Raw genomic sequence first — 16100 nt, 5'->3', positions numbered from 1 at the left:
CCATATTTTCTTAACTAGATTAAGTGAGCCTTAACAATCAACCGCTGTGTTGGGTTATTTCTTCGGTCGTATTCGCAGGTAATGAGTGTCAGCTCTGCCAAACTGTCACTTTGCTCTAACACACTTAAATCATCCTCTTGTACAATAAAAGCCGATGATACTTTGTAGACGAACTGGTCAGTGGTAGTTGTAATTACAATTTCGTCGCCTTCTTCCAATTCCGCCATGCGATTAAACTGCTTGCCATATGTAAGACTGCGATGACCAGCCAGCACGAAATTACTGTTTCCTCCCAGGAAGCGCTCCTCTACTACAGTACCAATTCCTATTTTCAAAGCTCTCTCTTCTACTCCCTCAATAATCGGCTCTCGTAGCTCGATTTTATTGATTTCAATCGTTCCTAGAACGGCGAATCCATCCATATCAATCGCTCCATCATAAAACTGAGGAGTGTCCTCTTCATCCTCGCTTACGTTCTGCTCTTCTAAATCATTTGATCGTAATGATTCAGCTATTAGTGTTCGCTGAAGCGCATCCCACTGAGATAAAAGTCGGCTTTGCTCCTTGCTTTGCACATACTGATCGACCCAAGGATAAAGTATCAGAGCTATCCCTACTACTAAACAGAGGATAGGCAGAAAGCCTAAAGGACCTCGGGAAAACAGCTTTTTTCCTACAATAAGAGCCTTTATTCTTTTCATTAATCTAATGAATCCCTCCTTTCTTGCATAAAATGAATAAGTGGATGTGTTTAGGGAAGTTAGAAATATATCCCTTTTTATTGGAATCACTATTGCATTATATAAAATGGCACTCAACAAAAACTGAACATTTCAATAAGCCCCTTTACCACTGCTATATCGACGATACTTTTACCAAGCTCAAACGTAGTGAAAAAACATAAAAAAGCCCTGTGGTGTTAGATCTTAAGCTAACAAACAGTAGGGCTTTTATAGTGAATAGTTGATATCAGAAAAAATATTTTGTAAGTTTTATAGGTTTATAGGTACATTTGATTTTTCCAAGGAATAAGTCTTAGCTCCATGTTCCCGGGCAAAACGCTTTAGCTCAGCTGGCAGAATATCTAAAAGCAAAGCATCTTTCTGATAAGCCTCCTCGATATGAATGATGTTAAACGTTAAGTGGGCTTTCTTTCGATCTAGCTGTGGGTCTACGCGACCTACTAAGGCATCACCAAATAACAAAGGCATAGTATAGTAACCGAATGTTCTATTGTTAGCAGGCGTATAAATTTCCCATCTATAATAAAAATCAAATAAATCAACAAGCCGCTGTCTACTCCAAAGAAGATTGTCTAATGGTGGTAAAAAATAGATGTGTGCCTCTTCTGAAAGCGCTTGTGTTTTCGCTTCATCTTCATAGTTCATGAGTGTTTCAATATCTTCATTGAGGATATAGTACTCCTTCTGTACATCCTCTATCTGTATGGCTTGTATCTTCTCTAATCGAATTCCTGCCTGAATGATTTCCCTTCTTTCAACCGCTTTGAATCTTTGCCAGCCAAATCTTGAATCGCTTGGTTCAAAAACGCGATAAGCCTTTAAATATTTCTCTATAAGAAGTCTAGAAGCCTCATGTTGGTCAATTGTAGCTGATCTCGTCAGTTCAGAAGAAGGGACTGTTTTAGTCGTGAGATCAAAGTAGCGCTGGTTCCCTTCACGATTAACTACTCGAATCATTCCTGCATCTGTTAATAAATTTAAGGCGTGAGTAGTTGCTTTTGTTTTGGCCTGCTGATTATCCCAGTAACCATGTACTCTTTGGCCAGATTGAAAGGCTTTGGCCATTAACGGTCCTTCTTTATCTAATGATGCGAGTACTTCGTTCACAGTATCTTTCAACCCATCGAGGGAATCCTTTACATGTAGCTGAAATCTCTGTCTAGTAGGCTCAAACAAGGCGTAATCCTCCATTGGTATGACACAAAGAGCATTAGCCATGTACTCAAAAACACGATGCTGTTGGAGAAGATGGTTGAGTGCCTCTGGCTGATAGTCTTCTATTCTTGCCCCAAGGACTAGGTGATGATTAGGCTTGACCGCTGCTACTGGATCGATTTGAACACATTCAAGCTGTTGAATAAGCTCAAGTACCCGGCTTTCCTTTGAGTTATTCACTAGCCCTTCAGTTCTAGGCTTTTTTGCTTCAGATGATGCTCTAGGTAATAAGAATTGTTTGTCTAATAAAAATCGTCGTAGTACTTGTTTACTTGTTTTTATCGGTTTCATTGTGACCTCCAAACATAGTAGTGGAACGAATGTATGTTCCTGTCATGTTTTTTATAGTTTATCAGATAAAAAAGCGAATGGCTAGCTCGGCGTGAGTAAGGTAAGCATTATTGCAGGAGTTTTAGAGAGACTCTGATATACTGTAGAGAAACGGTCACTAACTATTAGTTAGCAAATAATCATATATAACAGAAGAAGGGTAGGAGTTACAGATGATAAAGCTAAGTATTTTAGATCAATCTCCAATTGCGTATGGTATTAAAGCTCCTGAAGCCTTACAGCAAACCGTACGAATGGCTCAACTTGCAGAAGAATTGGGTTATACTCGCTTTTGGGTTTCGGAGCATCATGATGCAAAATCTGTAGCAGGATCAACACCGGAGATATTAATAGCTCATTTAGGTGCGAATACATCTCATATTAGGCTCGGATCTGGTGGAGTCATGCTACCCCATTATAGTGCTTACAAGGTTGCTGAAAATTTCCGCATGCTAGAGGCCCTTTATCCAAAAAGAATTGATCTTGGTCTAGGTCGTGCACCAGGGGGGATGCCGATCGCTACAAAAGCGTTACAAGAGGGTAGGAGAATACCAGTTGATTATTCAGAGCAAGTGGCCGATTTAATGGGATATTTGACGGATCAGCTTCCTGAAGGGCATCGCTTTTCTGGATTGACGGCGGCTCCAGTGGTAGAAACAGTTCCTGAAATGTGGCTATTAGGCTCAACGAATGGAAGTGCCACTATTGCAGCAGAGCGGGGGACAGCCTTTACATTTGCTCAATTCATTAATCCGGTTGGTGGCATAGATGCTGTTAGAGAGTATGAGGAGCGGTTCCAGCCATCTAATCTTTACGACAAACCTGAAGCTAGTGTAGCTATTTTTGTAGTTTGTGCAGAAACAGAACAGGAGGCAGAGCAATTAGCCTCAACAATAGACTTGGCTCTTCTACGTCTTGAGCAGGGCTATACTTCTGAGGGCATCCCAACACTTGAAATGGCAGAGAGCTATGAACTTAGTCCATATGAACAACTAAGGGTTAGTGAAAATCGAAAAAGAATGGTTGTTGGTGATCCTAATTCTGTAAAAAGGCAAATAGAAGAATTAGCCAATGCATACGGTGTAAATGAAGTTATGGGAGCTACTCTTATCCCAGATTTTCAGAAACGCATGCACTGCTTTGAACTCCTTGCACAGGTTTTTAATCTCAAGAATGGTTGATCTGCAATAGAAAAACCTCTTCCTCCATTTTTTCTGTAAGGGGGGAAGAGGTTTAACTATTTGTCTAATCAGTAAGCTTTAATAATAAGATTTATTTTTTATTACATTCATTCCGTTCATTGAATTTTAATTTCATTACAGTTCGTTAATTCTTAAATGGCCAGAAGTTTGCACGACCAAATATCTTTACCATCACCGGTACGAAGAATGGTAGGAACACAACTGCGTATAAGAACAGACCAGAAATCACGATTGTAGCTATTTGTAATAGGGAAAGCATTCCAGAAGGTAGCATCGCTGCAAATGTACCGGCAAGAATGATAGCAGCAGAGATAATAACAGTCCCCATATTTTTCATGCTTGTCAGCATAGCCTGCTCAATTGGTTGATCTAAGTGCTCTCTAAAGCGATCCATAAGGAAAATACTATAGTCAATACCCAACGCTACTAAGATAACGAAACCAAAGAATGGTGTTGCCCAGCTTAGGCCAGTATAACCTAGAAGATCTACAAATATAAATTCAGTGATTCCTACAGAAGTAAAGTAGCACAAAACTAGGGATAGGATTAAATAGATCGGTGCAATAATGGATCGTAACAGAACAATTAAGATAAGAAAGATCCCTATAAGCATGAGTACAACAGTTTGACTATAATCGTCAGAGGAAATCTGTCTTAAATCAGAAAAGATCCCTGATACACCTGAAATTCCAAATTCAATATCCTCTAAATCTGTTCCCTTAACAACACGGTGTAAGGTTCTTTCAATCTCGGGTACTAGATCCAAAGCTTCTGTGGCATAAGGATTGTCAGCAAAAACAATATCAAACTTAGCAATATACCGATCCTCTGACATGTATACATCAAAAAGTGTTTGTAGCTCTTCTGAGGTTAATGCCTCATCAGGAATATATACACCAGCAGAGCCTCGTGATCCCGTAGATAAACCAGTTAAATAAGTTTGTGCCTCTGAAAGCCCATCAGTAACCTGATGTAGCCCATCTACGCTTTGATCAAGGCCATCCGTCAGAGCAGAAAGCTGATCTCCCATATCTCTAAAGCCCTGCTGAATCTCAAGCTGACCACCTTTTAAGGCTTCTAAACCTCCAGATAATTGGGGCATTTCCTGAACAATACTTTGCTGTCCAGCAGCCGCTTGCTGTAGTCCATTAGCTAAATCTCCCATACCAGCAATCATCTCATTCATAGCCTGGGCTACAGCTTCGTTTCCTCCAATAACCTGATCAAGTCCTGCATTCGCATCTCCAAATCCAGCTACCACACCTGCAAACTGTTGATTTAACACGTTAAGCCCTTCCGTTAACTCCTTGCTTCCAGCTGTTAACTGATTTACCGTTTCACTAATTGTTACGTAGTTAACGTCTTGTTGTAGCTCTGGATAGCTTTCAGCTAGCTGATTAAAATGTGGGGCTAGGCTTTCTAATCCCATCGAAATTCCTTTAAGCTGTGTAGCAATTTCTTCATAGTGACTAGCTAATGATCCCAGCCCTGCTTGCATTTCTTGATAACCTGCCTGGAGCTCACGTGCTGCTTGAGCGAGCTGCTGAGAATTAGCTTGAAGCTCACGTAACCCGTCCTGAAGCTGTGTGGCCCCAGCTGAGCCAGCAACAATTCCCTGTTCAATTTGTTGCAAGCCAGTGCTTAGCTGAACGATACCATCTCGTAGCTCCTCCGTACCATTCACTAGCTCGTTCACTCCGTTGATTGCCGTTTCAAGCTCTGGAGATGAAGAGTGAAGCTCACTGCTTGCCAGAGAAAGGCCATCTGAAATTTGTCGCAGACCATCATCGGCGTCACCAAGTCCGCTGTTAAGCGTGTGTGCCTGATTAGCTACAAAGAAATCCTCCAGCTCATCACCAGTTGGTCTAGTTACACTTCTCACCTTTCCGATTCCATCTAGCTGAGCAAGCTCCTTACTGATATTTTCTAGCAGAACAAGCTGTTTGGCATTATCTAATGGAACCTTACTTTTGATCACTAAGCTCCCAGGCAGGGCTTCACCAGGCTGAAAGCTATCAGCAATAATATTAAAGCCTTTAACGGATTCATAACTGTCACCAATTTCATCAAGAGAGTTAAAGGAGACCTCCCCATCATAAGTAATCAAAAATGGAGCAATAATAATAGCCACAAGGGCAAGAGCTAATACAGGACGCCCTAAAGAAAATCGACCCATAGCTCCCCAGAATTTACTCGGTTTATGCTCAATGGAGCCCTTTGTTGGCCAAAACAGCTTTTTACCCATGACTGACATGAAAAATGGAACAATAGTAAAGAGAGCAATAACTAGGATGGCAACACCAATAGCTACAGCCGCTGCAGAGCGGTACAGAGTAAACGTAGAGAAGCCAATACTAGCAAAACCGACAAATACAGCAAGTGCACTGAAAAATACGGTTTTTCCAGCTGTACGGTACGTAGCGATAATCGCATCACTAATCTTTTCGTTCCTTCCGATTTCCTCTTTATAACGACTTAGGATCAAGATACAATAATCTGTACCTATCCCAAATAAAATAGCTACAAGGAAAATCTGTGTGAAGGTTGAAAGAGGGAAATTAACCCACTCTACTAGATAAGCTACGATAGCTTGAGATACTAAGTAGGTAAATCCTACTGTAATTAAAGGAATAATCGGTGTGACCACAGAACGAAAAACCAATAGAAGAACGATAAGAATAAATCCAACTGTTATAAATTCTGTTTTCTTTAATCCATCCTGTGCGCTTACAATCGTATCCTCATCAATAAGAGCCTGACCTGTTAAATAGACCTCTAGATCAAGATTTTCAATAGGCTGCTGTAGCACCTCACGGATTTCAGAAACCTCTCTACCTTGAATCTCAACATCTAAAGCGGCGAGGATTGTTTTCCCGTCTGGTGCGATAAATTGAGATTCTAATTCAGGTGTATTAAAGTGAGTATTGACACTAGAAAGACCAAATTCATTCTTATTTTCTTCGTATATCTTCAGAACCTGTTCAATTTGATTAATATCTGCAGAGCTTAAATCATTTGGGTTATGAAAAACAAGAGCAATTTGTGTACTCGTAGAATCACTTTCACCCCCCAGTTCTCTTAATAGCTCTTGAGCATAGCTTGAAGAATACCCGTCTGGTACAGAGATTTGTCCCTTTTCCCTGACAAGCTCATTAAAGTTAGGCATAAAAATCATTAATAAAACAGTTACAGCTATCCAGGCTGTAATGACAAACCAGCGCGCTTTTAGAATTGAACGCATGACTCCTTCTCCTCTCAAATCACTTTCATTTCTTTTTCTACTTCATTTCTTTTCTAATAATCTCTTCAAGCTTTTCATACGTTAGGATAAATTGTTTTAGTTCATCCTCAGAGATTTGCTCTAGATAGGGCTTGATCATCTCGTTCATTTTCTCTTCGGACTCCTTAAAAATAGCTAAGCCTTTTTCCGATAGGGATAGGTACACCACACGCCGATCCTTTTCATCTCTTAAACGATTTACATACCCCCGTGCCACCAAGCGATTCATTTGAGCCGTAACAGCACTGGGTTTAACGTGAAGCTCTACTGCTAGCTCAGAAACAGTACATTGTTCTTTTCCTGAGAGATAACGAAGAGCGTAATTTTGTTCAAGAGTCAACTCTTCACCTAGCTCAGAGGAAATCAGTGTTCCAAGCTTACGTGAGGCGAAAAGATGGACCTGGATATAGCGTTGGACTAAGTTAGATAACGAGCAGTTCACCTTCATCTTTCCTTTCAAATTTATGGTGCGATCTGTGGTCTGATTTTTTAAATTAAATCAGTGAATATTTTCCCTACTTATTATTTAAATGACTTAAATAATAAGCACATGAACAATATAAAATATCTGCTTAGGTATGTCAATTATTATTAATCCATTCATGTATCCCAGATAAAGAAGGAAAGGCCACTATAAGCAGCCTTCAGAATCAAGATTTCGTAGATCTTCATAAGAGAATGACTCAAGTAAATGTGTGTCTGGATAGTAACCAACGCTGTGATAAGGTCCATATATTAGTATGGGAAAGTGAAAAGGAAACATAGGGTATTGATAGGGGTTAGTAAGAAAAAGCCTTCCTACTTTTTTACTTAGCCATATAGGTAAGAGCAATACGTAATTTAAATATAGTTTTGTTTTTTCAAAGACTTTATGATTTGCTTGTTTCTGGGCTCTAAGATCTATTTCTGAGTGTACTTGTGTTGGAATTATTCCAGAGTTTACAAAGGATGGGGGAGTAGAACAGGTTTTTATTCTAATTTTAACACCAAAACTGTTGTGCATAATGATACCGTGATCCATCATACAGCTCTCCTTTTTCAGTGATAGACTCTACTTATGATAAATTCTATTGCTGAATAGGCTTGTCATATGATACCTTGACAGTAATGAATATGGGTTTTTCAATGTGAACATGATATAATACGTTATTACTACTATTCCTATAAGTGAACAGAACTAATTAATGGGAGGTTAATATGCAAAAGGAAGTAGCTTTCACTGTGGATCAGGTAACTGAAATTGAACGTGAGCTTAGATATATAAGTACGATTCTTAAACAAAAAGGAAGAGAGATCCTTTCTAATTTTCCAATTACACCACCACAGTTTATTGCCTTACAATGGTTAAATGAGCTAGGAGACATGACAATCGGTGAGCTTTCTACAAAGATGTATTTAGCTTGTAGTACAACGACAGACCTAATTGATCGGATGGAAGCGAATGATTTAGTCGAACGAGTTAGGGATACTAATGATCGTCGCGTTGTTCGCATTCACCTGATGGATAAAGGGAAAAAGATAATTGAAGAGGTGCTGGGGCACAGAAGAAAATATTTAGCTGAAGTACTTACCCATTTTAGTGAAAAAGATGTGAAGGACTTAGCTCGTACATTGCTTATTCTGCATAATGAAATGAAGTAAGCAACGTTGTATATAGAGAGAAGGAAGTGTTCACCTTTGAATAAACCCATTGCTGTTATGGATTCCGGAGTAGGTGGATTAACTGTCGTTCAGGAGCTAATGCGACAGCTACCAAGAGAAGAAATTATTTACTTTGGGGATACAGCTAGATGTCCCTATGGCTCCAGAAGCAAGGAAGAGGTAAAAGAGTTTAGCTATCAAATCATTGATTTTTTACAAAAGTACGATCCAAAAATGATTGTTATTGCCTGTAACACAGCAACAGCCGTCATTTTGGAGGAATTAAATGCAAAATCTAATATTCCAATTATCGGTGTTATTCATCCAGGTGTTCGGTCTGTAATCAAAGCAACAGTAAGAGGAAGAGTTGGGGTCATTGGTACTCAGAATACGATACAAAGTGGTCTTTATGATTATGCTCTTAAGCAAATTCATCCAGAGCTATACGTCAAAAGCTTAGCTTGTCCCACATTTGTTCCTTTAGTAGAGGAAGGGACATTTCAAGAGCAGGATGTGCTTAGCATTGTAGAAGAAGCCCTCATTCCCTTTCAGGAGGAAGACATAGATGCCTTGATTCTTGGCTGCACACACTATCCTTTGTTAGCCCCATTTATTCAGAAGGTTATGGGCAATAATATCCAACTTATTAGCTCAGCAGATGAAACAGCTCGTGAGGTCAGTACGATTCTCTTCCATAAGAATCTTCTTTCACAGAAATTCGGAAGGCCAGAGCATCATTTTTTCACAAGTGGTAAGCTGTCCGTTTTCCAGCACATAGCTGAATCATGGCTGGCCCAACCTATCAATGTTCAATATATACCAACTGAAGCCCTTGAAAATAGTCAATGGCTTGATACAAAAAGCACTATTGTGTAGCTATTATAGCTAACATAATGGTGCTTTTTTTAGTTATATATTTGCCTTATGGCTCGTATACATAGTAGTACAAACCACCTAAGGAGGGAAAACAATGGGCAAAAGAATGACAATCATATGGATAGCTGTGCTAAGCTTGCTTACGATTCTGGCTACAGGATGTGTCTTTGGACCAAAAGATAATGAAACAGGACAAATAGATCCTCCACAAGAGGACTATACAGAAGTTCAAGATTCTACTGAAATTGTATTCGAATTTGGGTCTGAAGAAGAGGCTGGTAGCCCCGAAGGAGAGCAAGAAGGAAGCGTTTCTGTAAGCACACAGGAAAGAACGCTTTACTTATTTGATCATCAAGGATATGTCGTTCCACTTACCGTTCAGTTGCCTCATACAGAGGGAGTAGCCACACAAGCACTAGAATATCTAGTTGTTGACGGTCCGGTGACGGAATACTTACCTAATGGGATGAGAGCGGTCCTACCAGCCGGCACAGAGCTTTCTGTGAATGTAAAGGAAAATGGGATCGCAGTAGTCAACTTCTCCAATGAGTTTAAAAACTATCATGCGGAGGATGAAAAAGGAATTCTAGAAGCCATTACGTGGACATTAACGGAGTTTGAAACGATTAATGAGGTTCAAGTTATGATTAATGGCTATGAGACAAATGTGATGCCTGTTAATCAAACACCAATCGGTGAATCCTTTAGTCGTAAGGACGGGATTAATGTGGAGGTAGCTTCCGGAACAGCGCTTGGACGCACAACAGCTATTACATTATATTTTAAAGCCCAAAGCCCTAGTGCCAATCATGAGTATTATGTTCCTGTCACTCGGCTTGTTCCTAGAAGTCAGGATCTAGTAGTAACTACAATAAAGGAGCTAATTGCTGGTCCGCAGCTTGGATCAGGTCTTGTCTCTGATGTCCTTCCATCAACAGAAGTCCTCTCCATTGAGCATGATGGAGAAACGGTTCTCCTTAACTTTGATGAAACATTGCTTCAATATACAGAAGAAGAGGAGCTTGCTTCTGATGCTACCATTGAGGCCGTCGTTCTTTCGTTAACGGAGGGTGCAAAGGTTCATAACGTTCAGTTTTTAGTAAATGGGGAATCTGGAGCAAAGAGCCCTGCCGGCTATGATTTGTCTCAGCCAGTTACAAGGCCAATAGCTATAAATCAAACTGGTTTTTAAGGGTTCAGACTGATATAATGAAGCGTGATAAGAGGTAGCGATTGCTTACCTCTTTTTTATACGATCAGGCTTTGTAAGTTCAGAGTATAAGAAAAACTAATGCTTTCGCTATGACTTGGCGATAAGCCAAGTTTGTCTAATACGATCAGAGCTAATAAGCTTTGAGATAGATCGTATTCTATCCCGTAAACATATAATGAGTCTTGTTGAAGTTGAAGTATTAACATCTTCATAGGGTATGAAACAAGACGTACTGATATAAGATAAGGGAAAGGGAACAATTAATGAGGGGAAGTGTGCGATTTGAGAACGGATGAAAGATCATATGATCAATTACGAGAGGTTACAATTGAACCTAACTACATTAAGCATGCAGAAGGTTCGGTTTTAATATCGGTTGGAGATACAAAGGTCATCTGTACAGCATCGATTGAAGATAAGGTTCCTCCTTTTATGAGGGGACAGGGCAAAGGCTGGGTGACCGCAGAATATTCCATGTTACCTAGGGCGACGGAAACAAGAAATGCAAGGGAGGCTGCTAGGGGGAAAATTGGTGGAAGGACGATGGAAATCCAGCGACTTATTGGGCGTGCTTTACGTTCTGTTGTAGATTTAGATAGGCTTGGAGAAAGAACAATCTGGATTGACTGTGATGTCATTCAAGCAGATGGGGGGACAAGAACCTCAGCTATTACGGGGGCTTTTGTCGCTTTGATTTTAGCTTTAGAAAAGCTTTTACTCCAAAAAAAGCTCGAGAAACTACCGGTCAAGGACTTCCTGGCTGCTACCAGTGTGGGGATTTTGCCTGATGGTCAAGCGGCATTAGATCTATGCTATGAAGAAGACTCCAAAGCGACTGTTGATATGAATATTGTGATGACAGGTAGCGGACAGTTTGTAGAGCTTCAAGGTACAGGTGAAGAACATCCTTTCTCAAAAGAGCAGCTACATAGTCTTTTAGGTTTAGGAGAAAAAGGAATTCATGAGCTAATCGACATACAAAAACAAACACTAGGAATGATTGTAGAAAGAATTGGAGAGCAGTAGAGATAGCTAAAATATGTGAACAAAAACAAGCAAAAAGAATGGCTAGAGAGGGATAGTGAAACCTCGCCTAGATTCTTTTTGCTTTTTACATTCAGTAAGGGAAAGAGGACAAGCATTCTTCATTTACAATATGTGTTTGCTTATGATATAAAGGCAGAAAGAACGAAGGAGATTCCCATGACTGAATCATTAGATAATGTGGTACCGTTTCCCAATCTCGTACAGCTTTACCTTCGCCAAGCAGCACTTGCTTTGCAGGAAGAAAACCTAGACGATGCGATAAGATTGCTTGATGAAGTTATTGACTTAGATCCTAAGCATGAAGAAGCGAAGCAATTGAGAGACTCACTAGCTGATCAGCTTCAGTTAGAAGACTCTCACAAGCAAGCCTTTATAAGAGCGGAAATTAGTGCTGATCAATTAGAGGATTGGAAAAAAGGAATACTACAGACTGATCTAAAAAAACAGTGGCAAACATTTGAGCAAATGCATAGCTTTATAGATGAAGGTGTTTTTGCCGTACTTCAACAGTTTTTGCTTTACGCTAAGGGGGATCCGCTTCTTAAAACAAAAATTGTTCAGCAATGCAAGCTTATCTGTCCAGGCTCTTGGAGTGTTGAGATAGAGAAGAGAGGAAGCAAGGCTTATATTTCATTAAGTCAAGTACCTGTAGAACTTGGGGAATGGGATTCAGCATATTTAAAACCCCTAGAACTATTACAGGATATTGCTTACCGAGATCCCAGTCTGGTTGAAATGAGTAAGGAAGCGTGGCTTTTTTATTTGGAGAGATCTTTTCCATTTATTCCTGAAATTGAGAAAGCAAATAAGTGGACGGCTGCTTTACATTATTATACGCTTAGGATAATTCATGAAGAAATCGCAGCGAATCAGTTACAAAGAATAGCGGAACAATATAACCTATCTGTTGATGAGGTAGTTGAAGCGGAAAGACAGTTTTATCTTGAAATGGTTTATCTGCCTTAAAGTGTTGTTAAATGGATAGGGGGTTCATTGTATATTTTTCAGCTATGGTTTATGTGATAAATACAATGAGACCAAGGTATTGTAGACCTATTTACGCAACTTGAAAAGAGGTAGGTTTGTGATATAATGAAGGGGTTACACTGGGAAACGGATCTAGTTAACAGGATCGTTATCTGCTTTTGAATAAGCAGCTAGATACATAGGAGGGAAAGTTATAAAATGAGTGCAAAATGGGAAAAGTTAGAAAATAATCAAGGAGTCCTAACGATTGAGGTTGCTCCAGAAAAGCTTGAAGATGCTTTAGATAAAGCGTTTAAAAAAGTAGTTGGTAAAGTAAACGTTCCAGGCTTTAGAAAAGGGAAAGTACCTCGTAAAATTTTTGAAGCTCGTTTTGGTGTGGAATCTTTATACCAGGATGCTTTAGATATTCTTCTACCAGAAGCGTACAGCAGTGCTATTGATGAAACTGGCATTGAGCCAGTAGATCGTCCAGAGGTTGACGTAGAGCAAATCGAGCGTGGTCAAACATTGATCGTTAAGGCTACAGTAACAGTTAAGCCTGAAGTAACACTTGGGGAGTACAAAGGTCTTGAAATTCCAGAGAAGGATTTCTCCGTGAAGGATGAGGATCTTAACGAAGAGCTGAACAAAATTCGTGATCGTCAAGCCGAGCTTACTGTCATTGAAGATGGCACTGTTGAACAAGGAGATACAGCTGTAATTGATTTTGAAGGCTTTCTTGGTGAAGAAGCTTTTGAAGGAGGTAAAGGAGAAAACTATTCTCTTGAAATCGGATCAAACAGCTTTATTCCAGGCTTCGAAGATCAGTTAGTTGGAGCTAAAAAGAGTGAAGAGAAGGAAATTAAAGTGACATTCCCTGAGGATTATCATTCAGAGGAGCTTAAAGGGAAAGAAGCAACATTTAAAGTTACAGTTCACGAAATTAAGCGTAAGCAGTTGCCAGAGCTTGATGATGAGTTTGCAAAGGATGTTTCTGAATTTGAAACCCTTGACGAATATAAAGCTGATCTTCTTAAGAAGCTAGAAGAAAAAGCAAAAGAAGAAGAAGATGCTTATAAAAAGGATACGGTTATCAAACAAGCGGCTGAGAATGCAACGATTGATATCCCTGCTGCCATGATTGAAACGGAAATTGAGCAAATGTCTAAAGAGTTCGAGCAACGCCTACAAATGCAAGGTATGAATTTAGATTTATATTTCCAATTCTCAGGTTTAGACAAAGAAGGTTTAAGGGAACAGTTTAAAGGAGATGCTGAACAGAGGGTGGTTGTTAACCTAACTCTTGAGGCGATCGCTAATACAGAAAACATCGAGGTTTCTGACGAAGAGGTTGAAGAGGAGCTTACGAAGATGTCCTCCATGTATGGGCTTGAGGTTGATGAGCTTAAACAGCGTTTAGGAAGTCAATTAGATGGTCTTAAGGCGGATGTTCGTATTCGTAAGGCTGTAGATCTTTTAGTACAGAATAGCAAGACGGTTGCATAAACTAAAATGTTGGTAAGGTTATAGAAGAACAAGGCGCGAGTTTTCGTGCCTTGTTTATTACCCCTAAAAGATTGAAGGAAGGAGAGTAGTCCATGAATTTAATACCAATGGTTGTAGAACAAAGCAATCGTGGAGAGCGTGCTTATGATATATACTCTCGATTGTTAAAGGATCGTATTATTTTTATAGGCACACCGATCGATGATCATGTGTCTAATATTGTAGTGGCCCAGCTATTATTTTTAACAGCTGATGACCCTGACAAAGATATAAGCTTATACATAAACTCACCGGGTGGCTCTGTGACAGCGGGGCTAGCTATCTTCGATACGATGCAATACATAAAGCCAGATGTTTCCACAATCTGTGTTGGTCTTGCTGCTAGTATGGGTTCGTTCCTACTCGCGGCAGGAGCAAAAGGCAAGAGGTTTGCTCTACCTAACAGTGAAATTATGATCCATCAGCCTTTGGGTGGGGTTAGAGGTCAAGCATCAGACATTAAGATTCATGCCGATTGGATTATTAAGACACGTCAAAAGCTGAATCAAATATATGCTGATGTGACAGGGCAGCCTATTGAACGCATAGAAAAAGATACAGATCGAGATTTCTTTATGGGTGCTGAGGAAGCGAAGGAATACGGATTAGTAGATCGGGTCATCACCCATAATGATCAGAAATAAGGGGTGGTAATATGTTCAAATTTAATGAAGAAAAAGGACAGCTAAAATGTTCATTTTGCGGCAAATCTCAGGATCAGGTACGCAAGCTTGTAGCCGGTCCTGGTGTATATATTTGTGACGAATGTATCGATCTATGTACAGAAATCGTAGAAGAGGAATTAGGAAATGAAGAAGAGCTAGAGCTAAAGGAAATTCCTAAGCCTCAGGAAATTCGCAAAATCTTGAACGAATATGTTATTGGTCAGGATCAAGCAAAAAAATCATTAGCAGTAGCTGTGTATAATCACTATAAACGCATCCGCACTAGCTCTAAAAATGATGATATTGAACTGCAAAAGAGTAATATTTTATTACTTGGACCAACGGGAAGTGGGAAAACGCTACTTGCTCAGACATTAGCACGTATTTTAAATGTACCATTTGCTATTGCTGATGCAACTTCCTTAACGGAGGCAGGTTATGTTGGAGAGGATGTTGAAAATATTCTCTTAAAACTTATCCAAGCTGCTGATTATGATGTAGAGAAAGCAGAAAAAGGGATCATCTACATTGATGAGATAGATAAAGTAGCTAGGAAATCTGAAAATCCTTCGATTACAAGAGATGTCTCTGGTGAAGGGGTGCAACAAGCCCTGCTCAAAATCTTAGAGGGAACAGTAGCTAGCGTTCCTCCACAAGGTGGAAGAAAGCACCCACATCAAGAATTTATTCAAATTGATACATCTAATGTTCTGTTCATTTGTGGAGGGGCATTTGATGGGATAGAGCAACTGATTAAAAGACGTACAGGTAAAAAAGTAATTGGGTTTGGATCAAGCTCAGAAGCTGCTGACTTAAAGGCAGGGGAATATCTATCTAAGGTTCTTCCAGAGGATCTTTTGAAATTTGGACTAATCCCTGAATTTATTGGTCGTCTACCTGTGATTTCTACATTAGAGCCATTGGATGAAGAGGCTTTGATTCAAATCCTAACACAGCCAAAGAATGCTTTAGTTAAACAATATTCTAAGCTATTTGAAATGGATGAGGTAGAGTTAGAATTTGACGAGGATGCTCTAAGGGCTATTGCTAAAGAAGCGATTACTCGTAATACAGGAGCACGTGGATTGCGTTCCATTATCGAGGCGTTAATGCTAGATATGATGTTTGAGCTTCCTTCAAGAGAGGATGTTAGTAAATGTAAGATTACCTTAGATGTAGTGGAAAAGAAAAGATCTCCATTACTGCTAACTAAGGAAGGCGACGTCATCCAAATTGAAAAGCCAAAGGAAAGTGCCTAATAAACGGGTGATGTTTAACTAATTCTTATAGAAGCCTATACTGCCTTTTAAAAGGAAAAAAGCAGTATAGGCTTTGATTTTGCCATAAAGGAAATTCCAAGTTTTATTTGTTTATCTA

Annotated in this window: 14 protein-coding genes; 9 read left to right on the top strand and 5 right to left on the bottom strand. The window is 39.7% G+C overall.

Annotated features, from left to right (window positions below):
* Positions 1-14: 14 nt before the first annotated feature.
* Together J2S11_RS01245 and J2S11_RS01240 are read right to left on the bottom strand one after the other, a co-directional pair.
* Entirely contained in the window at positions 15-701 is a 687-nt protein-coding gene (locus tag J2S11_RS01245; RefSeq protein ID WP_307389818.1) for a class D sortase, read from the bottom strand.
* 291 nt (positions 702-992) lie between these two features.
* The gene (locus J2S11_RS01240) at positions 993-2249 is read right to left on the bottom strand and encodes a DNA glycosylase AlkZ-like family protein (protein WP_307389815.1); all 1257 of its coding nucleotides are present in this window, start codon (positions 2247-2249) and stop codon (positions 993-995) included.
* 212 nt (positions 2250-2461) lie between these two features.
* Here J2S11_RS01240 and J2S11_RS01235 point away from each other — a divergent pair, with 212 nt between their 5' ends.
* The gene (locus J2S11_RS01235) at positions 2462-3469 is read left to right on the top strand and encodes an LLM class flavin-dependent oxidoreductase (RefSeq protein WP_307389813.1); all 1008 of its coding nucleotides are present in this window, start codon (positions 2462-2464) and stop codon (positions 3467-3469) included.
* Between the two features lie 145 nt (positions 3470-3614).
* On the opposite strand, the gene J2S11_RS01230 is transcribed toward J2S11_RS01235, so the two are convergent.
* The 3 genes from J2S11_RS01230 to J2S11_RS01220 all read right to left on the bottom strand — a co-directional run bounded on the left by J2S11_RS01230 (position 3615) and on the right by J2S11_RS01220 (position 7791).
* Complete coding sequence (locus J2S11_RS01230; RefSeq protein ID WP_307389812.1) at positions 3615-6731, bottom strand: MMPL family transporter; 3117 nt, start codon at positions 6729-6731, stop codon at positions 3615-3617.
* 37 nt (positions 6732-6768) lie between these two features.
* Positions 6769-7212 carry a MarR family winged helix-turn-helix transcriptional regulator gene (locus J2S11_RS01225; protein ID WP_307389810.1) on the bottom strand — a complete coding sequence of 148 codons (444 nt, stop codon included), beginning with the start codon at positions 7210-7212 and terminating at the stop codon, positions 6769-6771.
* Positions 7213-7401: 189 nt separating this feature from the next.
* Entirely contained in the window at positions 7402-7791 is a 390-nt protein-coding gene (locus J2S11_RS01220) for a hypothetical protein (protein ID WP_307389808.1), read from the bottom strand.
* Positions 7792-7967: 176 nt separating this feature from the next.
* On the opposite strand from J2S11_RS01220, the gene J2S11_RS01215 reads away from it, so the two are divergent.
* From J2S11_RS01215 to clpX, 8 genes are all read left to right on the top strand, one after another.
* Complete coding sequence (locus J2S11_RS01215; protein ID WP_307389807.1) at positions 7968-8411, top strand: MarR family winged helix-turn-helix transcriptional regulator; 444 nt, start codon at positions 7968-7970, stop codon at positions 8409-8411.
* Positions 8412-8447: 36 nt separating this feature from the next.
* Complete coding sequence (racE, locus tag J2S11_RS01210) at positions 8448-9287, top strand: glutamate racemase (protein WP_307389804.1); 840 nt, start codon at positions 8448-8450, stop codon at positions 9285-9287.
* Between the two features lie 94 nt (positions 9288-9381).
* Positions 9382-10479 carry a GerMN domain-containing protein gene (locus J2S11_RS01205; RefSeq protein ID WP_307389803.1) on the top strand — a complete coding sequence of 366 codons (1098 nt, stop codon included), beginning with the start codon at positions 9382-9384 and terminating at the stop codon, positions 10477-10479.
* Between the two features lie 303 nt (positions 10480-10782).
* Entirely contained in the window at positions 10783-11526 is a 744-nt protein-coding gene (rph, locus tag J2S11_RS01200; protein WP_307389800.1) for a ribonuclease PH, read from the top strand.
* A 177-nt stretch (positions 11527-11703) separates the two neighbouring features.
* The gene (locus J2S11_RS01195; RefSeq protein WP_307389798.1) at positions 11704-12513 is read left to right on the top strand and encodes a hypothetical protein; all 810 of its coding nucleotides are present in this window, start codon (positions 11704-11706) and stop codon (positions 12511-12513) included.
* 219 nt (positions 12514-12732) lie between these two features.
* The gene (gene tig, locus J2S11_RS01190; RefSeq protein WP_307389796.1) at positions 12733-14019 is read left to right on the top strand and encodes a trigger factor; all 1287 of its coding nucleotides are present in this window, start codon (positions 12733-12735) and stop codon (positions 14017-14019) included.
* A 92-nt stretch (positions 14020-14111) separates the two neighbouring features.
* Positions 14112-14702, top strand: coding sequence for an ATP-dependent Clp endopeptidase proteolytic subunit ClpP (clpP, locus tag J2S11_RS01185; RefSeq protein ID WP_307389794.1), 591 nt, complete (start codon positions 14112-14114; stop codon positions 14700-14702).
* 11 nt (positions 14703-14713) lie between these two features.
* Positions 14714-15982, top strand: a complete 1269-nt coding sequence (gene clpX / locus J2S11_RS01180) for an ATP-dependent protease ATP-binding subunit ClpX (protein WP_307389792.1) — start codon at positions 14714-14716, stop codon at positions 15980-15982.
* Positions 15983-16100: the final 118 nt, after the last annotated feature.

The sequence above is a fragment of the Bacillus horti genome (assembly GCF_030813115.1).
GTDB lineage: Bacteria > Bacillota > Bacilli > Caldalkalibacillales > JCM-10596 > Bacillus_CH > Bacillus_CH horti.
This window is presented reverse-complemented; position numbering and strand designations above follow the sequence as displayed.